The 17,150-nt window shown below is 68.9% G+C and carries 20 protein-coding genes and 1 tRNA gene; 18 read left to right on the top strand and 3 right to left on the bottom strand.

Annotated features, from left to right (window positions below; genetic code table 11):
- Positions 1-270 precede the first annotated feature (270 nt).
- The 4 genes from ACWEN6_RS25190 to ACWEN6_RS25175 all read left to right on the top strand — a co-directional run bounded on the left by ACWEN6_RS25190 (position 271) and on the right by ACWEN6_RS25175 (position 3,506).
- Entirely contained in the window at positions 271-1,221 is a 951-nt protein-coding gene (locus tag ACWEN6_RS25190; RefSeq protein ID WP_452573494.1) for a DUF418 domain-containing protein, read from the top strand.
- A 149-nt stretch (positions 1,222-1,370) separates the two neighbouring features.
- Positions 1,371-2,009 carry a maleylpyruvate isomerase N-terminal domain-containing protein gene (locus ACWEN6_RS25185; RefSeq protein ID WP_452573326.1) on the top strand — a complete coding sequence of 213 codons (639 nt, stop codon included), beginning with the start codon at positions 1,371-1,373 and terminating at the stop codon, positions 2,007-2,009.
- Between the two features lie 567 nt (positions 2,010-2,576).
- Positions 2,577-3,041 (top strand): TIGR03668 family PPOX class F420-dependent oxidoreductase, encoded by a 465-nt coding sequence (locus tag ACWEN6_RS25180; RefSeq protein ID WP_452573324.1) that lies wholly within the window; start codon positions 2,577-2,579, stop codon positions 3,039-3,041.
- Between the two features lie 9 nt (positions 3,042-3,050).
- Entirely contained in the window at positions 3,051-3,506 is a 456-nt protein-coding gene (locus ACWEN6_RS25175) for a MaoC family dehydratase (RefSeq protein WP_452573322.1), read from the top strand.
- 265 nt (positions 3,507-3,771) lie between these two features.
- Here the strand turns inward: ACWEN6_RS25175 and ACWEN6_RS25170 are convergent, their stop codons facing one another.
- Positions 3,772-4,341, bottom strand: coding sequence for a sensor histidine kinase (locus tag ACWEN6_RS25170; RefSeq protein ID WP_452573320.1), 570 nt, complete (start codon positions 4,339-4,341; stop codon positions 3,772-3,774).
- A gap of 184 nt (positions 4,342-4,525) precedes the next feature.
- On the opposite strand from ACWEN6_RS25170, the gene ACWEN6_RS25165 reads away from it, so the two are divergent.
- Together ACWEN6_RS25165 and ACWEN6_RS25160 are read left to right on the top strand one after the other, a co-directional pair.
- Positions 4,526-4,759 carry an RNA-binding S4 domain-containing protein gene (locus ACWEN6_RS25165; protein ID WP_354844155.1) on the top strand — a complete coding sequence of 78 codons (234 nt, stop codon included), beginning with the start codon at positions 4,526-4,528 and terminating at the stop codon, positions 4,757-4,759.
- 157 nt (positions 4,760-4,916) lie between these two features.
- Positions 4,917-4,989, top strand: a tRNA-Arg gene (locus tag ACWEN6_RS25160).
- A gap of 177 nt (positions 4,990-5,166) precedes the next feature.
- Here the strand turns inward: ACWEN6_RS25160 and ACWEN6_RS25155 are convergent.
- Together ACWEN6_RS25155 and ACWEN6_RS25150 are read right to left on the bottom strand one after the other, a co-directional pair.
- Entirely contained in the window at positions 5,167-6,435 is a 1,269-nt protein-coding gene (locus tag ACWEN6_RS25155; RefSeq protein WP_452573318.1) for a tyrosine-type recombinase/integrase, read from the bottom strand.
- A complete protein-coding gene (locus tag ACWEN6_RS25150; protein ID WP_452573316.1) occupies positions 6,428-7,027 on the bottom strand; it encodes a helix-turn-helix domain-containing protein in 600 nt (199 codons plus the stop codon). Before ACWEN6_RS25150 ends, ACWEN6_RS25155 begins: the two co-directional genes overlap by 8 nt.
- Positions 7,028-7,822: 795 nt before the next feature.
- Between ACWEN6_RS25150 and ACWEN6_RS25145 the strand changes: the two genes are divergently transcribed.
- From ACWEN6_RS25145 to ACWEN6_RS25090, 12 genes are all read left to right on the top strand, one after another.
- Positions 7,823-8,146 carry a hypothetical protein gene (locus tag ACWEN6_RS25145; RefSeq protein ID WP_452573314.1) on the top strand — a complete coding sequence of 108 codons (324 nt, stop codon included), beginning with the start codon at positions 7,823-7,825 and terminating at the stop codon, positions 8,144-8,146.
- Positions 8,147-8,217: 71 nt separating this feature from the next.
- Positions 8,218-8,577 (top strand): hypothetical protein, encoded by a 360-nt coding sequence (locus tag ACWEN6_RS25140; RefSeq protein WP_452573312.1) that lies wholly within the window; start codon positions 8,218-8,220, stop codon positions 8,575-8,577.
- The gene (locus ACWEN6_RS25135; protein ID WP_452573310.1) at positions 8,574-10,169 is read left to right on the top strand and encodes a DEAD/DEAH box helicase; all 1,596 of its coding nucleotides are present in this window, start codon (positions 8,574-8,576) and stop codon (positions 10,167-10,169) included. The genes ACWEN6_RS25140 and ACWEN6_RS25135 overlap by 4 nt, the downstream gene beginning before the upstream one ends.
- Positions 10,166-12,784 (top strand): hypothetical protein, encoded by a 2,619-nt coding sequence (locus ACWEN6_RS25130; protein ID WP_452573308.1) that lies wholly within the window; start codon positions 10,166-10,168, stop codon positions 12,782-12,784. Before ACWEN6_RS25135 ends, ACWEN6_RS25130 begins: the two co-directional genes overlap by 4 nt.
- Positions 12,785-13,025: 241 nt before the next feature.
- Entirely contained in the window at positions 13,026-13,214 is a 189-nt protein-coding gene (locus ACWEN6_RS25125; protein WP_452573306.1) for a hypothetical protein, read from the top strand.
- Positions 13,214-13,459, top strand: a complete 246-nt coding sequence (locus ACWEN6_RS25120; RefSeq protein ID WP_452573304.1) for a hypothetical protein — start codon at positions 13,214-13,216, stop codon at positions 13,457-13,459. The genes ACWEN6_RS25125 and ACWEN6_RS25120 overlap by 1 nt, the downstream gene beginning before the upstream one ends.
- An 11-nt stretch (positions 13,460-13,470) precedes the next feature.
- Entirely contained in the window at positions 13,471-13,758 is a 288-nt protein-coding gene (locus ACWEN6_RS25115; RefSeq protein ID WP_452573302.1) for a hypothetical protein, read from the top strand.
- 73 nt (positions 13,759-13,831) lie between these two features.
- Positions 13,832-14,167 carry a hypothetical protein gene (locus ACWEN6_RS25110; RefSeq protein ID WP_452573300.1) on the top strand — a complete coding sequence of 112 codons (336 nt, stop codon included), beginning with the start codon at positions 13,832-13,834 and terminating at the stop codon, positions 14,165-14,167.
- A gap of 66 nt (positions 14,168-14,233) precedes the next feature.
- A complete protein-coding gene (locus ACWEN6_RS25105; RefSeq protein ID WP_452573298.1) occupies positions 14,234-14,902 on the top strand; it encodes a hypothetical protein in 669 nt (222 codons plus the stop codon).
- Entirely contained in the window at positions 14,880-15,575 is a 696-nt protein-coding gene (locus ACWEN6_RS25100; RefSeq protein ID WP_452573296.1) for a GIY-YIG nuclease family protein, read from the top strand. The genes ACWEN6_RS25105 and ACWEN6_RS25100 overlap by 23 nt, the downstream gene beginning before the upstream one ends.
- A gap of 142 nt (positions 15,576-15,717) precedes the next feature.
- Positions 15,718-16,080 carry a hypothetical protein gene (locus ACWEN6_RS25095; protein WP_452573294.1) on the top strand — a complete coding sequence of 121 codons (363 nt, stop codon included), beginning with the start codon at positions 15,718-15,720 and terminating at the stop codon, positions 16,078-16,080.
- A complete protein-coding gene (locus ACWEN6_RS25090; RefSeq protein WP_452573292.1) occupies positions 16,077-17,150 on the top strand; it encodes a hypothetical protein in 1,074 nt (357 codons plus the stop codon). Before ACWEN6_RS25095 ends, ACWEN6_RS25090 begins: the two co-directional genes overlap by 4 nt.

Here is a 17,150-nt window from a genome sequence, read left to right as displayed (position 1 = left end):
CGGCCGCGGCGATGGTGAACCGGGCTTTCGGCTCATGTCCGCGCTCGCGGGGGACCGCAGGATGACACCATGCCCCCTGAAGATCCCCCACCCTCGGCGTCCCACGTTGGCGCGGGGCCCGCGTGGCCCCGCGCCGGTCGTCCGTCCGCGGCGCCCATCGACGGTGGAACGTCTGCTACGTCCGGTGCCGATCATCCTCCCGTGACGCTCGGCGCCGGTCGTGCCCCCGCGACGGTTCCGACGCGTCGGACGCGGATCGTCGCGTTGGACGTGGTGCGCGGGTTCGCGCTGTGCGGGATCCTGCTGGCGAACGTCCAGCCGATCGCCAACGTCGACGACGCGATGCGGCGTTCGTCCGCCGCCCTGGAGAGCCCGTGGATGGGAATGCTGGTCGAACAGCGCTTCTTTCCCATCTTCTCCCTGCTGTTCGGTGTCGGATTCTCGCTGCTGTTGCGATCGGCCCATGACCGGACCGCCAATCCGCGGGTGGTCCTGCTGCGCCGGCTGCTGGTGCTGTCCGGCCTCGGACTGGCGCACATGCTGCTGTGGCGGGGCGACGTCCTCACCATCTACGCCGTCGTGGGCCTGCTGGTGCTGCTGCCCTCGACCTGGCTGCCGCGCTGGGCGGTGGCCGTCCTCGCCGCCGTGCTCGCCGCGGTGGCACTGACCCTCTACGGCGGCGGGACCATGCTCGTCCCCGCGCTGTTCCTGCTGGGGTCCGCGCTGACCCGGTACGGGGTGGTCGACCGGATCGAGCGGTCGGCGCGTGGTCCGGCCGTGCTCGGCCTGCTCCTCGCGGCGGGGGCGGCGCCCGCTCTGTGGTGGCAGGGGCGTCCGCGAGCGGGCGACTCCCATGGCCTGAGCCCCGCCCTCGCGCTGGCCGTACCCGGACTGCTGCTGGCGGGGGTGTACGTGTGCGTCCTGCTGCTTCTGCTCAGGACGCCGCTCCGGCCGGCGCTGCGGGCGGTGTTCGAGCCGCTGGGCCGGATGGCGCTGACCAACTACCTGACCGCGACGGTGCTGGTGCTGTTCGCCGTCCGTGTCCTCGGAGTGCCGGCCGGCTCGTCGTGGACGGCGGTTTTCGCGCTCGCGGGCGCCATCCTCGCCGTCCAGTGGTCGTGGTCCACGCTGTGGCTGCGCCGGTACCGGCAAGGCCCGCTCGAATGGCTCTGGCGCTGGGCCACCTGGGCCCGCCGCCCACCCTTGCGCCGCGCCCATTGAGCGCGACGGCCGTGGCTGTTCCGTGTCGGCGGTCGCTTCGTGTCGGCGGTCGCTCCCGTTCGGCGGTCGGAAGGGAGCTTCGGCTTCACCGCCCATACCGGACGTGACAAGATCGTGAGGCGGTATGGGTTCGTGAAGGGAGCACAGGGATGAGCGGCATCAAAGACGACTTCCTGTCCGCGGCGCGCGCGGCCGTGGGACTGCTGCGTGACCCGGCCGTCGCCGGCGCCTGGAAGGAGCCGAGCGCACTGCCCGAGTTCACCGTGAGCGGTCTCGCCGGTCACCTGGCCTACCAGATCCTCGTCGTCCGGCAGGTCCTCGCGGGGCCGGTCCCTTCGGAGGAGACCATCCCGCTCCTGGAGCACTACAAGCGGGCGCGGTGGGTCGGCGCGAGCGTTGACGACGAGTTCAACGTCGGCATCCGGCTCAGCGGCGAGGAGGTCGCGGCCGAAGGGCCGGCGGCCCTGGCCGATCGCGCCGCCTCAGCCGTCGAGGAGCTCGCCGAGGTTCTGCCGAGGACGGCGGACCGGACGGTCCGGATGCCGGTGTGGGGGCCCTGGTCGCTGACGCTCGACGACCTGCTGGTCACTCGCCTGATGGAGCTCGCCGTCCACTCGGACGACCTGGCGGTCAGCGTCGGGGTCCCGACTCCGGAACTTCCGGAGAGCGCCGTCGAGACGGTGGTCGGTCTGCTGTCCCGCCTCGCGGTGCGCCGTCACGGTGCGACGGCCGTCCTGCGCGCCCTGAGCAGAGCCGAGCGCGCGCCGGCCACCATCGCCGCGTTCTGAAGCCTCGGCCCCTTCTGACCGTCCTGGCCGCTGGACGGCCGGGAGGGGCCGGGGCCCCCTGCAGAGCGCGTCGAACGTCGTGATCGCGAGATCTGCCCCTCCTCGACGCGCGGCACGTCGAACTCGAACGCATGGACTCGGTGTCCCTGGTCGTGCTCGCCCGGCGATCGCGAAAAGACCGTAGACGGCACACTTCAGTATGGAAGCCGCGAACGGCTACATGAGAACATCTGTAACGGCCGGGAATCCGCCGCCTGGCCGTGACTTCCGGGTGCCCCCGCCCTGGAGAACAGGCAGATCCCATGGATACGCGCCCCCTCGGCTCACCCCCGTTGCCTCGCCGGGACGAAGCCGAACGATGCGCGACCGCCGATTCCGGCCGTCGCTGCGTCCTGCCCATCGACCACCTCGGTGACCACGTCTACCCGCCCCGGTCGCGGACGACCTGACCTCACCCCACCTCGTGGATTACGACCCGGCGGGCGCCGCCGCGTGCGCTCGTCCGCCTGAGCCGGCCCGCCCGTGGCGGTCACCGTCCGCGTGGGCGGGACGTGCTTGGATACGCGAGTGGGCACGGTCGAGATCGGTTCGGACGGGGCCGGCGCCGGATGGGCCCGTGGCAGGATGGCCGAGGCCCGGGTGGCGAGGCTGGCGACCGTCGGCGATGACGGCCGTCCGCATCTCGTGCCGGTCACCTTCGCCCTCGACGGCGATCGCCTCGTCACCGCCGTCGACCACAAGCCCAAGTCGGGCGCGCGGCTGCGGCGCTTGCGGAACATCCAGGTCAATCCGAACGTGTGCGTCCTCGTGGACCACTACCACGAAGACTGGACGACCCTGTGGTGGGTGCGGGCCGACGGCTTCGCGACGGTCGTGGAGAGGGGGGACGAGCGTCTCCCCGCACTGCTCGCCCCGCTTGTCGCGAAGTACCTGCAATATCGTGATCGCGTGCCGGAGGGGCCGGTGATCCTGGTCGAGGTGACGCGCTACTCGGGCTGGTCGGCTCTGGCCGTGCCCGAGAAGGCCGAATAAGATTCGGGCATGCGGATCTTCGCCGGAGTCGCCGAGCTGAAAGCCGCCGTCGGTGAGCACTTGGGGTACACCGAATGGCGCGAGGTCACTCAGGAACAGGTCAACCTGTTCGCGGACGCGACAGACGATCACCAATGGATCCACGTCGACGAAGAACGGGCCAAGGACGGGCCGTTCGGCGGGACGATCGCCCACGGGTACCTCAGCCTGGCCCTGCTCCCGTCCTTCATGACGCAGATGTTCCGCGTCGACGGGTTGAAGATGGGCATCAACTACGGGTTGAACAAGGTCCGCTTCCCGGCGCCGGTGCCCGTCGGCAGCCGCATCCGCGCCGGAGCGGAGTTGGTGGACGTCAAGGGCACCCCCTCCGGCACGCTGTCCAACCTCCGCGTCACGATCGAGGTCGAAGGCCAACGCCGCCCGGCCTGCATCGCCGAGTCCCTCTCCCTCTACATCACCGACTGACCTCGCAGCGCGGGTGCTCACCTTACGGCCCGCGTACAGGATCGCCGCCTGGACGCGGCCGCGAAGCCCGAGCTCCGCCGAGCTTGCCGAGCATCCGGCTGACGTGCGTCTTCGCGGTCGCGGACTCGGCGTCGCGCTGCTGTCATGCGTGCCACTGACAGACGTCGTCCTGCCCGTCGCCACCGTGCTCGACCTGCGGTACGGCGGTACGGCCGACTGGACGCACGGGCTCGACTCATCGCCGACTGAGCGTGGCAGCCGGCACCTATCGGAACGGAAGTTCCGCGTGAACCCGCCAGCCGCCCTGGTACGGCCCGGCCGACACCCAGCCGCCGATCTTCTCGGCGCGCCGGCGCATGGTCGCCAGTCCTTCGTGCGGACCCCGGGAGGCGGGCGTCTTCCCGTTCATAGGGCTGTCCACGGTCACCGTCAGCAGCCCCGGCCCGTACCCCAGCACCACGGTCGCGTTCGGCGTCCCGTGTTTGACGGCGTTCGTCAGCGCCTCCTGGATGATCCGCATACCGGCGAGGTCGACCGGATCGGGGAGCATCTGCGGCGAGCCGGCCACGTGGAGGCGTATCGTCAGGCCGCTCTTCCGGCTCGATTGCACCAGGTCGGCCAGGCTGGGGCGCGGATAGTCGTACTGGGTGCGGAGCAGGCTCCGGGTCAGCTCGGTGACGTGTTCCGTGTGCGCCTGCGCCACCACCGCCTTGTGGCGCCGTCGCATGAGCAGCGCCGCGACGACGACCACGGCTCCGAGGCAGGTCAGCGCGATGGCCACGGCGACCTGCGCCGAGAGACCGCCCGTCCCGAACATCCCTGGCTGATGGTTCATGCCTTCAATCCGCAGGTCCTGACCCTCAGAGCCACCTCATGTGATCGAGGTGGTTCATTGCCGCCCCCGGATCGCGCCACGCCCACGAACGCGAAACTTTGCAGATGTATTGTCCGGTTTGGCGGCCCGCCCGCTCTCGATCACCGATGTCTCCGGCCTGCCGGGTGATGCCTATGCTGATGACGTGAACGCGAGATTCCGGGAGGAGACCTTCCGCCTGCACACCGAGTACATCCCGCTGTGCGACCTGTTGAAGATCTGCGACATCGCCGAAACCGGCGGGGTGGCGGGGCTGCTCATCGTCGATGGCGAGATCATGGTCGACGGTGAGGTGGAGTTGCGCAAACGCGCCAAGATCCGCTCCGGCCAGGTGGTCAGCGGCGACGGCTTCGAAATCCACGTGATCACCGCCCCCTGACTCCCGCCCGGTCACCCTGCCCATCCCCTCACCCTCTCCGCAACCACCGCGCCCGCCCGGTTGCCCTCCCAGCAGCCACTCCCACCGGACGCGAACTCGCCCCCGATATCGGTTCGGCGCACCCCCGAAGACCCGCTATGCTTATCGAGGCAAGCAGGCGGCCGTAGCTCAATGGATAGAGCATCTGACTACGGATCAGAAGGTTAGGGGTTCGAGTCCTCTCGGCCGCGCACCGTTTGACCAGGGAGTCCCTTGATCCGAAGGGGCTCCCTGAGTCGTTTATGGGGTCGTGGTGTAGCAACGGTTGTAGCAACCGCTCGCCATGACTTACTTCCTTCCTAACCGTTCGCTGTGGTTCGTCTAAGTTCAGCGTCGGCTCTGCGGCGCAGATCTCGGGCACGCTCCAGTCACTCCGCTTTCCTGTCGCCCAGTCTGGACAGGGCCACGTCCATGGACTGCGCCGCTCGACGCTGAACCTCCGCAGTGAGGTGCGTGTACACCTCGCTCGTGGTGGCCAGCCGAGTGTGGCGCAGGGCGCCCTGGATGGTCTTCATATCGACACCTTGGCCATGCAGCCACGTGGCGGCCGTGTGACGGAGATCGTGAATCCGCACCCGCTGGCCGTCGGGCCGGCTCAGGCCGACCCGATCGCACAACGCGGTCCACGCGCGGTTGGCATTCCGCGGCTCGATCGCCGTACCGACCGAAGTAGTGAACACGAGCCCAGGGTCCGCCCAGAACTTCGCCGCCAGGCGCTCGGCTGCCTGATCCCTGCGGTGCCGTCTCAGCACCTCGACCAGGAAGGCGGGAATCGCCAAGGTCGCGTTGGAGCCCTCGGTCTTGGACTTCACCACGGCCAGGGAACCGCGCCGGCGACCAGTGTCCTTGTCCAGTTCACCACGGACACGTTGCAGGGATGGCCCGACGTCCACCATGCCAGCGTCCAAATCAAGGTCATCCCAGCGCAGCGACAGCGCCTCGCCGCGGCGTAGGCCGAGCCCCAGAATCGTCATCCACAGAACGCCCCACCGGTCGTTGACCGCGGCGGCGAACAGCGCCTCCGCCTCCGCGGCCGTCAAGGCGGTGCCGCGGTTGCTCTTGCCGGAGGGTGGTTCGACGAGTTCGGCGACGTTCCGGGACACCAACTCGTCCTTGCGTGCGCTGTTCAAAGCGGCGCGCAAGATCGCGTGCGTGTAGTTCACCGTCCGGTCCGACAAGAGCACGACGGGCGGCGCGTCCTCACCGGGCTTAGCCTTCTTCTGGCGCGCAGACGGCTTGCTCTGCAGCTGCAGAATCCACTCACGCAAGCGCGCGGGGGAGAGCTTCTGCAACTGCTCGCCGCCGAGGTGGGGGACGATGTGGAGCCGCACGTGGTCGGCGTAGGAAATCCTGGTGGACTCGGCCATCTTGCCGGCGGCGACCCGCTGCTTGAGTGTGCCTTCCAACCACTGAGCCAGGAAGCGTTCGAGCGTGACCCCACGCCCCGCGGTGATCGGCTTACCTTCTTCGATCTGCCGCTGCAACTCGCGCATCTTCTCGCGGGCAGCCTTCTGTGTCTTGCCATACACGGGTTTGCGCTTTCCGCTCGGCAAGGTCACCGCACCTACCCACATACCGTCACTGCTGCGCTGATACAGGCTCCCCTCGCCGTTCGCGCGGGCCCGAGGCTTAGCCATCTTCTCCTCCAGGCTCGGATAAGAGCTCTTGCTGCGGTGTCGGCTTCTCGACTCTCCGACGTCGCTTGCGTGATCTGGTCTCAACTCCTGCGATCTCAAAGAGCAACTGCATCACCTGCACTTCAAGGTCACTCTGCAGCAAATCGGCGATCGAGCCGATCAGGGTCTCTCGAGTACCGGGGCCCTCCCGTTCGACATCAGCGATCCATTCGATCAGCAGATACAGGCGTGCCCGCTCCTCTGAGAGTCGATCGTCCCAGTAGTTGAAGAGCAGCTTCCTACTCTCGTCAGTGATCTGCGCAGCACGTATGCGGTGGACGCTCTCAGTGACAGGTGGCCCGCTCGGCCGGGCATCGCCAAGCAAGTCAGGAGGGACATGACCAGACATCGCAAGCAGTGGATCGATGCGCATTTTGAACAATCGCGCCAGCTCAACCAGATGCTTGATCTGCGGCTGTGCGCCCTGCCGCCATCGTGTGATGGTCGACTGCTGAACGCCGATCGCCCCGGCTAACTGCGCATCGGTTCGGTAGCCAAGACCGCGCGCCGTCGCATTAACCCAGTCGGCGAAGGCGCTGGTGGCGGGTTCCATGCGATTCCTTCCGAAGATCAGGTTCAGTGCCTGCTGAAACCTGGTGAGACCTGGTGAGACCTACCCGGACGTAACAGTTCGATGAACATGACAGGAAGGTCACGCATGGGAGAGTAGCTCGACGACTTGCGTGCAAGCAAGTCCACTGGCCGCGCACGCAGGTCAACGGCATCCATCCCGTGAGTTGATGTGAGCAATGTGCACTGGCTCAGGTAAGCGGAATTACCGCACTTTTCCGCACTTTCCTGTGGCTTCCTGTCATGGTGAAGGTCTTAGAAGTTGATCGTGTCGAATCAACACTGGTTCGTGCTGTCCGACACCGGTCTGTGCCGGGCGGCACCGGTCACTGCTCTGCACAAACGTTGCCCCCGGGCAAGGCGGATGACTCATCTGCCCGGTGTTGCAGGGGGCGCGGGGACCCGCCCGACGCACCCTATTAGTGCTCATCATGCCGTCCTACCAGCGACGTTACGGTATGTCCCGGTCCGTCGTTGTGCGCGCCTAACCGCGTCATTGCGCACGACGCATGTTGCGGTTTGTTGCGGGAGACACGCTCCGCAAGCTCGGTGCTCTCTGGTCGGCTTGCGTCCATGTGAGGGACCGGGCAGAATGACCCCGTCAGTTCACGCGGGTGTATCTGAACACATGTTGCTCAGAACGGACTTAGCCCCCAGTGGGGTGCCGGCAGGCGGAGTTGCAGCTCCGACGGTCGCACGTGTTCCCACTGAGGGCCGATGACTTGACCTGCGTGCACTGCTGCGGTTCCCCCTGAACTTCCACGAACAGGAGTCAGCAATGGCTGGCCAAGTCGGCCTTGATTCTACGCATGTCTGTGCGCAGGTCGAAACCCCCTCCTCCACCTCTGGTGAGCTGCGCTTCCCCGCATCGGCGCAGATCAGCCCCATCTCTGTCCGCTACGCACACCTGCCAGCGCTCATGAAGGTCAGCGATGTGCAGCGCGAGAGCGGCCTCTCCAAGACCACTGTCTTCGCCGAGCTCAAGTCCGGCCGACTGAAGAGCGTGCTCCCCACCCCGAAGACTCGCCGCATCCCTCGCGAGTGGTTCGTCGAGTGGCTGGAGACCCTCATGGCCGACGCCCGGCGCGAAGCCGCGTCGTAGGTCACCCCATCTGAGCCCGCCCCCGCCCATTCGGCGAGGGGCTATCAAGCACATCTTCAGATAGGGGTCCCGTGAGCAAGAACAAATCTCGGGGCACCGCCGCCGAGACCGCCGTCGTCAACTACCTGCGCAGCCAGGGCTTCCCGCACGCCGAACGGCGAGCCCTCGGCGGCACGAACGACCGCGGCGACATCGCCGGTGTCGTCGGCACCGTGATCGAGGTCAAGAACTGCACCCGGGTCGAGCTGGCCGCGTGGGCCGATGAGGCCAACGCCGAGGCCGACAACGACGGTGCCCAGATCGCCGCCGTGTGGCACAAGCGGCGCGGCAAGGGATCACCCGGCGACTGGTTCGTCACCCTGGACGGCGCCACCTTCGTCTTCCTGCTGCGCGAAGCCCTCGGCCTCGAGGCGCCCGAGGAGGCACCGTGAACGGCCGGCCGATGGCGCCCCGCCCATACCAGGTGGAGGCGCTGGATGCCGTGGCGCAGGCCGTGGGTCGGGGTGTCCGGCGGCCGCTCGTCGTGCTGCCGACCGGAGCCGGTAAGACCGTCACCTTCGCGCATCTGATCACGCGTGTCGGTGGGAGGGCGCTGATCATCGCCCATCGGGACGAGCTGCTCCGCCAGGCCCGTGACAAGGTGCGCCAGGTGGCGCCCGGCCTGGAGACCGGGATCGTGAAGGCCGGGGAGAACGAGGCCGACGCCCAGGTGGTCATCGCCAGCATTCAGACCCTCGCCCAGCCATCACGCCGGGAGAAGATCGGCCGGTTCGATCTGGTCATCGTGGATGAGGCCCACCACGCGCCTGCTGCCACGTACATGACGGTGCTCGATGACCTTGGCGCCTTCCGCGACGACGGCCCGCTCACGGTTGGCTTCACCGCGACCGCCGGGCGTGGCGACCGCGTCGGACTGAAGGCCGTGTGGCAGGAGATCGTCTACCAGCGCGGCATCCTCCAGATGATCACCGAAGGGTACCTGTGCGACATCGAAGCGCTCGCGATCGACAGCGACTTCGACCTCGACCGCGTCGCCACTAAGGGCGGCGACTATGTCGGCGCCCAGATCGGCGCCGAGTTGGAGCGCTCGGGCGCGCTGGAGCTCGCCGCGCACGCATACAAGAGGTACGCCCGCGACCGCAAGGGCATCGCATTCACACCCACGGTGGCCACTGCCGAGACGCTCGCCGGCGACCTGCGCGCCCAGGGCATCTCCGCCGAACCGATCGACGGCACCATGCATCGCGACGACCGGGGCGCGGTGCTCGAGCGGCTTCGGACTGGCAAGACGCAGGTCGTCACCAACTGCGCCGTCCTCACCGAAGGGTTCGACGAGCCCTCGGTGAGCTGCGTCCTCATGGCGCGGCCCACCAAGTCGCCCGTCCTGTTCGTTCAGTCCGTGGGCCGAGGGCTGCGCCCCTACCCGGGTAAGGACAAGGCGCTGCTGATCGACGTCGCCGGCGCTGCGGGCGACAACGGGCTGATGACCATCGCCGACCTGGCCGGGCTGCCGCCGGGCAGCGTCAAGCCCGGTGAGACTCTCGCCGAAGCCGCCGAACGGCTCGTACTGACCGCACCCAGGACCTCCGCGGCGAGGCCGCTCACCGCTCGGAAGATCGACCTGTTCGCGCGGTCGGCGCTGCGGTGGCTGCCCCTTGGGGACGCCTTCATCTTGCCCGCAGGGAAGACGACGACCATGCTCTTGATCCCGCGAGCGGGCGGGGTGTGGGACGTCTACGAGCACCCCCGCGGAGCAGCGCCCAAGATCGCATCCCGAGGGCTGGACATCGGCTACGCGATGGGCGTCGGTGAGGAGATCGCCCGCGCTCGAGGCGGCGTGTTGTCCCGCCGGGACGCGGCGTGGCGGGACAAGCCGCCTAGTGCCGCACAGAGGGCCGCGCTGGTGCGGATGGGGTACACGCGGGTGCTGAACGAGATCAGCACGAGCGGGGCGGCCAGCGACCTCATGGCCCGGCACGTCGCACAGAGTACGGTTCGCCGGCTGATGGCGGCCGCTGCGTGAGCACCGCCATGTCTGCGGACTCCAGCACCATCGGCACCTGGCTCGCGCACGTATACGCCGGCCGCCCTGGGTTCATCAGCGTGTGCTCCGACGCCGATGGATGGACCGGCCGGCGGTTCACCACCGACGAGGAGGGGATCGCTGCCGCAGCGGCCTATGCGGTGAAACTCGACGGCCAGCGACCTATGGGGATCTACACCCAGGTCACCACCCTTCGAGAGCGACCGGCGCGCGGCCGCGGCGGCGAAGACCTCGCCCACGCTCTGTCCCACCTGTGGGCCGACGGCGACTTCGGCACTGTCGGCCACAAGCCTGGACTCGACGACCTGCCCGCACCGCCGGACGCCGACGCGGTGGTCAAAGTCGTCGCCGAGTCGGGCCTACCTGAGCCGACGGGCTGGACCTGCTCGGGCGGCGGATACAACCCGGTGTGGATGCTCGCCGACACCCACACCATCCAGGACGAAGCCGATCGTGTCCGCATCAAAAGACTCACCAGCGCGTGGCAGACCATCCTTGCGGCACAAGCCCACCGGCACGGCTGGTCATGGGACAGCGAGGTCGGCAACCTCGACCGGCTGATGCGGCTGCCCGGGACCGTCAACCGCAAGGAGGGCTTCGACCGCGAGACCTACATCGGCCCCGGCGGCGGCCCCCGCTACACCCTCGACGAGCTCATCCAGGCGGCGGACCAGCTCGCTGACGAGGCCCGTCAGGTGATGGATCAAGCCGCCCGACAGAAACAGGCACGTAAGGCTGCGCGGCTCGGAAACCCGGCCGCGCCGCCCCGCACATCGCGAGCGCCTCGCCCGGCGAGCGGCGATGGACCATTCGACGTCCTGGCCGACATGCTCGACTTCGCCGACCTGCTGCAGCCGGCCGGGTTCACCTACCTCGGGGTGCACAGCGACGGCCGCCACAAGTGGCTACGGCCGGCGGCCGGGGGCGACCGGCCGAGCAGCGCCTACAGCCTGCTCTGCGATGACCACGTAGCCGTGAACTTCTCCGATCGCGCTGACCTGCCCGTCGGGGCGCAGCCCGGCGGCCAGAAACTGACCGTGCCCACGCTCTACGCCTGGCTCAACTATGGCGGCAATGCCAGCGAGGCCGCAGCCGACATCATGCGCGCGGCAGGCGGGCGCCCAGCAGGCCCTGCGGCGCAGCTGCCCGCCGCAGTGCTCGCTGAGGTGAATCGGCGATGCCTGGATGACGACGGAGCACGGATGGGCCCTGCGGCGTGGGCAGAGGACGCGCCGCCGCCCCCCGACCCCGACTCCGAGGAAACCGAAGGATGGGCGAGCGGACCGGTGCGCCGCCGCGGGCGGTTGCCGGAGGACTTCTGGGCGGCCCGTCCCGTGCTCCAGCACATCCGGCAGGCCGCGCACGCACGTGCACGCTCTGCGGACATCGTCCTAGGCGGCGTCCTGGCGCGCGTAGCGTCCCTGGTCCCGCCCGAGCTCCAAGCCGACACAGGGGTCGGATCCCCGGCCTCGCTGAACCTGCTCGTGAATCTGCTCGGCCCCTCCGGGTCAGGCAAGTCCTCGGCTGCGTGGATCCCCCGGCAGCTGATCACGCCGCCCCCGGGCCTGGACTACCTCGACGAACTGCCTCTTGGAACAGGCGAGGGAATCGCTGAGGCGTTCATGGGAGAGAAGGCCGTCGAGACCGGCGAGATCTACGCCAGCGGGCCGAACAAGGGCAAGCCCAAGACCGAACGGATTCGGACACAGGCCCGCGCAAACGCCCTGTTTTACGCCGATGAGGGGGAGTCCCTCACCAAGCAGCTGTTCGGCCGGAACGGAGCCACCATCGGCGAGGCCGTCCGGCGCGCATGGAACGGCGGCACCATCGGCCAGTTCAACGGCCAGAAGGTTAATACGCGTGTGATCAACGGCGGGACCTACTCGCTCGGCATCGTGGTCGGCTTCCAGCCCGAGACGGCGCTGCCGCTCCTAGACGACGCTGCCGCCGGCACCCCGCAGCGGTTCCTCTGGGTCTCCTCCACCGACCCAACCATCCCCGAGGACATCGTGAAGGACCCGGGCCCGCTGGACCTCGCACTGATCAGGCACGGGTTCGGCAACAACCCGAAGATCACCTTTGCCTCGGACATCCTTCGTGAGATCCGCCGAGACGACTGGGAGCGGGCCACCGGAGCGGTGAAGCTGCCGCCACTCGACTCCCACAAGCCGCTCATGCGGATCAAGCTCGCGTCGCTGCTCGCGATCCTGGCCAACCGGACTCACGTCACTGTGGAGGACTGGCAACTCGCACTCGTCATGTGGGAGACGTCCTGCGAGCTCCGTGACGCTCTGATCGAGTTCGGGACGCGGCACCAGGCCGAGGAGGCGGAGAAGCGCACCCGGGCTCACGTGGACCGTGAGGTGCGCGCCCACGCCGCCAAGGTGGCGACCGAGCGCGACGTGGAACGGGTGGCCCGGCGCGCGGTCAAACTTGTCCGCGAGGCGAACGGAATGACTCGAGGCGCTCTGAACCGAGCGACTGCCCACAGGGACCGCAGGATGCTCGGCATGGCGGTCGACTTGGCCGAGGCTCGTGGCTGGCTCGTTGTCGAAGGCGACGACTTGAGCCCCGGGGACTCGATGCCGGCATGACAGGCGCCCGGAGCAGCCAAGAGATCGTGTGTACATGTGGACGCGTGTACACACGGCCGCAGAGCGAGACGCACTCGCCCGTGGAACCCCGCAAGTCGCTGACCTGGATAAATAAGAAAAAAAATGTGCTCACGCGTTTAAGGGCCCCTCCGACCCCCGTGTACATGTCCACATGTACACGCCCCCGCGACGACCGTGTACACGTCCACAGATGCCCCCTTCACCACCGAGGAGCTCATCCATGCCAGCCATCCCCGTCGCCACACGCGCCCGCCGCTGCCGCTACCTCCAGCGGGACAGCAACCCCTGCCCGAACGAGGCCCTGTCCGACGACGACAAGGCGATCGCGATCTGCGGCCACCACGCCGCGCAGGTCATCCACCTGGTCGCCGAGGCGAAAGCCGCACACCTCGGCCAGAGGAGGACCTGATGGAAACCATCGCCACCGCGCTAGCCGTGGCCCTGTTCGCAGCGCTGTGCCTGGCCGGCGTCTACCGCAGCCACGCCAAGGCCCTGCTGAAGATGGTCGGCGACGCGCACGCCGAACGCCGCGCCGAGGTCGAGCGGAACCACGCCCTGCGCGCCGAGATGACCGCCGAGACGCTCCGCCGCGCCGAGCAGCTCACCGGCCTGACCAACCGCCTCCGCGCCGTCAACGGCCACGACCCCCTGTGAATGGAGCACCGATGTCCACCACTGACTCCCGCCCCGCCCTGCACGCCGAGCCCGACCAGATCGCGGCGATCCGCAGCTCGTTCCAGCGCCGCGACTGGCGCATCGAGCTGTGCGCCGAGACCGGCCGGTACTGGCTCGTTGACCGGGCCGCCGCCGACCCTGAGCACGCCCTGATCGCGGAGGTGCTCTGCCCCAACCCCGAGCCGCTCCAGGCCGTCCTCAACGAGGACATCCCCCACCTGCTCGCCGAGATCGACCACCTTCGCGCCCAGCTCGGCAGCGGCAACCGCGCCCCGTGAACAGCACAACGGCCGCCCCCGCGCCTATCGGGGGCGGCCACCGCCACCATCCCACGACGCCCCGGAGGCCGACGTGACCACCCCGCCCATCACCGAGAACGACATCCTGCGGTTCTGCGTCGAACTGTGCCGGGCACGCGACAACGAGGACCAGGTCAAGGCCGTCATCGACCGGCACCTCGCCAGCCTGTCCACCGGCCTGCACTCCGCCTACCTGAAGGTCACCCTGCGCGTCATCGTCGCCCAGTTCTTCGGCCTCACCGCCCGCAAGCTCGACCACGAGCTCGGCTGGGAGTCGGTGGACGCCGGCCTCGCCCTCCAGGCCGCCGCCAACGGCGGGCTGCTCGATGAGGATGACGACCCGGAGGTCCCCCGGCCGCGCCACCTCGCCATCGTCACCGACTCCTGACCCTCTCCGGCCGGGGACACCACGTCCCCGGCCCTCGCACCACCCGAACCATCCCAGGGGGAGCCCGTGAACATCGACCGCACCCACGAAGTCCTCGCCGACCTCCGCGACGCCCTGCCCCTGCTCGACGAGGCGCTCCTGCCGGGCACGCCGCGGCGGTGGGCGCAGCGCGACCTCACCGACGACCAGCGGGCCCGCATGGACGCCCTGGCCCGCGCCGAGCGGGAGACCAAGCACGCCAACCTCGCCCGCGGACTGAAGGCCCTCGGCGACGGCCGCGCCCCCCTGGCCCTCGACGTCCTCGACACCATCACCGACATCACCACCTCGACCGCCGAGCTCGAGCAGGCCGTCTGCGAGCGCCTCGGCCTCACCGTGCGCGCCGGCGCGTCCACCGACCAGCGGCTCGCCGACCTCCAGGTCCTCCTCGGCCGGATCGACGAGCACAACGACCTCGCCGAGCACGTCAACGACGAGGGCCACCGGATGCGCCGGCAGGCCCGCAGCGCCCTCGGCGACACCGAACCCGTCCGCCGGGTCGATGGGTACTGCCTTCACTGCCGCTGCTATTCCCTCAAGGCATTCCCTGAACGCGGCGTGATCGTCTGCGTCAACTCGGCGTGCCGCTGCAACGACCCCGCTTGCCGTTGCCGGACCCACCCCCGCCCCGGAACCCACCGGTGGTACGAGCCCGAGTGGAAGAAGCTCGCCCATGACCTCGACGCAGCAGTCTGACACCGCGGTCGCGCCGGTACTCGTCAGCACCAGAGAAGCAGCCGAGGACCTCGGTGTCCCCGACTGGGTCATCCGCAAATGGGCCAGCGACGGACGACTCCCACCGCACGGCACCCGCGGACGCGAAACCCTCTACCGCCTCGACGACGTCATCAACGCAGAGACCAACCGCCGCAAGGCCGTCAGCGTGGAACGGCTCGAACACCTTCCGCTGCAACCCCCGTCACATGGCATGTGCACCGGAGGCGACCTCTGCCCAGAACCCGCCGTCATGGGCGCCCCCGCCGTGTTGTGCCGCGCCCACCTGCTCGCCTGCCTGGAGTTCGTCTACAACGCCCGAGCCGAGTACAAGGCCACCATCCGCCGCCTTGAACAGCGAACCGCCACCCCTGATGAGGACAAGCGCTTGGCGGCAGCCGGCCACCGGGACGTCGTGTACATCCTGAGATTCGGCGACCGCATTAAGATCGGTTACTCGGCCAACTTCAGGCGCCGAATGAGCGAGGTCCCCTACGACGAGCTCCTCCTCGTCCTCCCCGGCACCCGCGCCCACGAGAGCGCACTACACGAGATCTTCAAGGAGCACCGCATCAGCGGTGAGTGGTTCCACCCGCACGAGGACATCTTGAAGTTCGTCGCAGAGCACACTCATGACGGCGATCAAGCAACCTGAGTGGTTATGTACCATGAGTACGTCACCACGCAGCAGGCGACGTATGCCCGAGCCCGGCCATCGCGCCGGGCTTTCGCATGTCAGCACCTACCTTCGCCCCCTCGGCGCGCTGAGGACGGGCACGCCCCGAGCAGGAGGTGCCGTGTCCGGCCTCTACCCCTTCACCCACGACCAGGGCACAACCCTGGACCGGACCCTCACCTACAAGAACGCCGCCGGGGCACCCATCGACATCACCGGGTGGACCGGGCGCATGCAGATCCGCTCGAGCAGCGGCAGGACGCTCTACGCCACCCTGGCCAGCGCCGGCGAGGCCGACGGCACCATCACCCTCGGCGGCGCGGCCGGCACCATCCGCCTCCTGGTCGCCGCCTCCGCCACCTCCGGATGGCAGTTCCGCCTGGCCTACTACGACCTGGAACTGACCTACCCCTCGGCGACCCCGCCGCTGGTGCGGCGGCTGCTCCACGGCCCCTTCGTGCTCAGTCCGGAGGTCACGACGTGAGCGACATCGTCGAGGTCGTCGACAACACCGTCGTCGTCGTGACCGAGCCCGCCGTCGAGGTGGTGGAGGTCGGCTACACCCAGATCACCGGCGAGGCCATCAGCGGCCACACCCCGCAGCTCTACTCCGGCGCCGCGGCCCCGAGCACCCTGCATGTGGAGGGCGACCTTTACCTGCGGGACACCGGCGACCTCTACCAGCAGCAGGCGGGCGCCTGGGTGCTGCACGGCCAGCTCCGCGGCCCTCAGGGACCGGCGGGCGCCACGGGCGCGCAAGGCCCGGCAGGCGACCCCGGCCCGGCCGGCGCCCAGGGTGCTCAAGGCATCCAGGGCGTCCCCGGCGCGCCAGGCGACCCCGGGGAGCCCGGGGCCGACGGCCCGCCCGGCCACACCCCGCAGCTGTACTCCGGGACGGCCGCCCCCAGCACGCTGCACACCGACGGCGACCTCTACCTGCGCACCACGACCGGCGACCTGTACGCCCAGCAGACGGGCGCCTGGACGCTCATGGGCAACATCCGCGGGCCGCAGGGACCCACCGGCGCTACCGGCGACCAGGGCCCGCAGGGTGACCCCGGCCCGGCCGGCGCGGATGGTGCCGACGGCCCCAGGATCCGTGTCGTCGAGCAGCGGATCACCTCCGGCGACATCACCCTGCCCAACACCAGCGGCGCCTGGCAGATCCTCAACCAGGCCGACAACATCACCCCCCTGGCCATCTCCATCGCCGCGGCCGCCGGCGACTACATCGACATCTCCCTGTGGGGCATGCGCAGTCACACCAGCGGCAGCTACCTGGACCTGGCGGTCGTCGTGGGCGGCAGCGTCGTGCGCTACCTGTCCACCGACAGCAGCACTCCGGGCGGCGAAGGCGACCCCGCGCTGTACCCTGCCGCCGCCTTCCACACCTGGCCCGGCGGGCGCGGCCTGGACGTTGAGTCCGGCGACATCAGCAGCGGGCAGGTCACCATCGCCATGGTGGTCAAGGGCGCGGGCACAGGAACCTTGTTCGCGAGCGCCGCCTACCCCTGGTACTGGCGGCTGAAGAACTACGGCCCTCCGCTGGCGTAA

The sequence above is a fragment of the Sphaerisporangium sp. NPDC004334 genome, from assembly GCF_053602655.1.
This window is presented reverse-complemented; position numbering and strand designations above follow the sequence as displayed.

What these genes read in the sequence shown, in the direction of transcription:
- ACWEN6_RS25185 (WP_452573326.1), top strand. Translation starts at nt 1,371, where the DNA reads ATGAGCGGCATCAAAGACGACTTCCTGTCCGCGGCGCGCGCGGCCGTG.
- ACWEN6_RS25175 (WP_452573322.1), top strand. Translation starts at nt 3,051, where the DNA reads ATGCGGATCTTCGCCGGAGTCGCCGAGCTGAAAGCCGCCGTCGGTGAG.
- ACWEN6_RS25170 (WP_452573320.1), bottom strand. Translation starts at nt 4,341, where the DNA reads ATGAACCATCAGCCAGGGATGTTCGGGACGGGCGGTCTCTCGGCGCAG.
- ACWEN6_RS25155 (WP_452573318.1), bottom strand. Translation starts at nt 6,435, where the DNA reads ATGGCTAAGCCTCGGGCCCGCGCGAACGGCGAGGGGAGCCTGTATCAG.
- ACWEN6_RS25150 (WP_452573316.1), bottom strand. Translation starts at nt 7,027, where the DNA reads ATGGAACCCGCCACCAGCGCCTTCGCCGACTGGGTTAATGCGACGGCG.
- ACWEN6_RS25145 (WP_452573314.1), top strand. Translation starts at nt 7,823, where the DNA reads ATGGCTGGCCAAGTCGGCCTTGATTCTACGCATGTCTGTGCGCAGGTC.
- ACWEN6_RS25125 (WP_452573306.1), top strand. Translation starts at nt 13,026, where the DNA reads ATGCCAGCCATCCCCGTCGCCACACGCGCCCGCCGCTGCCGCTACCTC.
- ACWEN6_RS25120 (WP_452573304.1), top strand. Translation starts at nt 13,214, where the DNA reads ATGGAAACCATCGCCACCGCGCTAGCCGTGGCCCTGTTCGCAGCGCTG.
- ACWEN6_RS25115 (WP_452573302.1), top strand. Translation starts at nt 13,471, where the DNA reads ATGTCCACCACTGACTCCCGCCCCGCCCTGCACGCCGAGCCCGACCAG.
- ACWEN6_RS25100 (WP_452573296.1), top strand. Translation starts at nt 14,880, where the DNA reads ATGACCTCGACGCAGCAGTCTGACACCGCGGTCGCGCCGGTACTCGTC.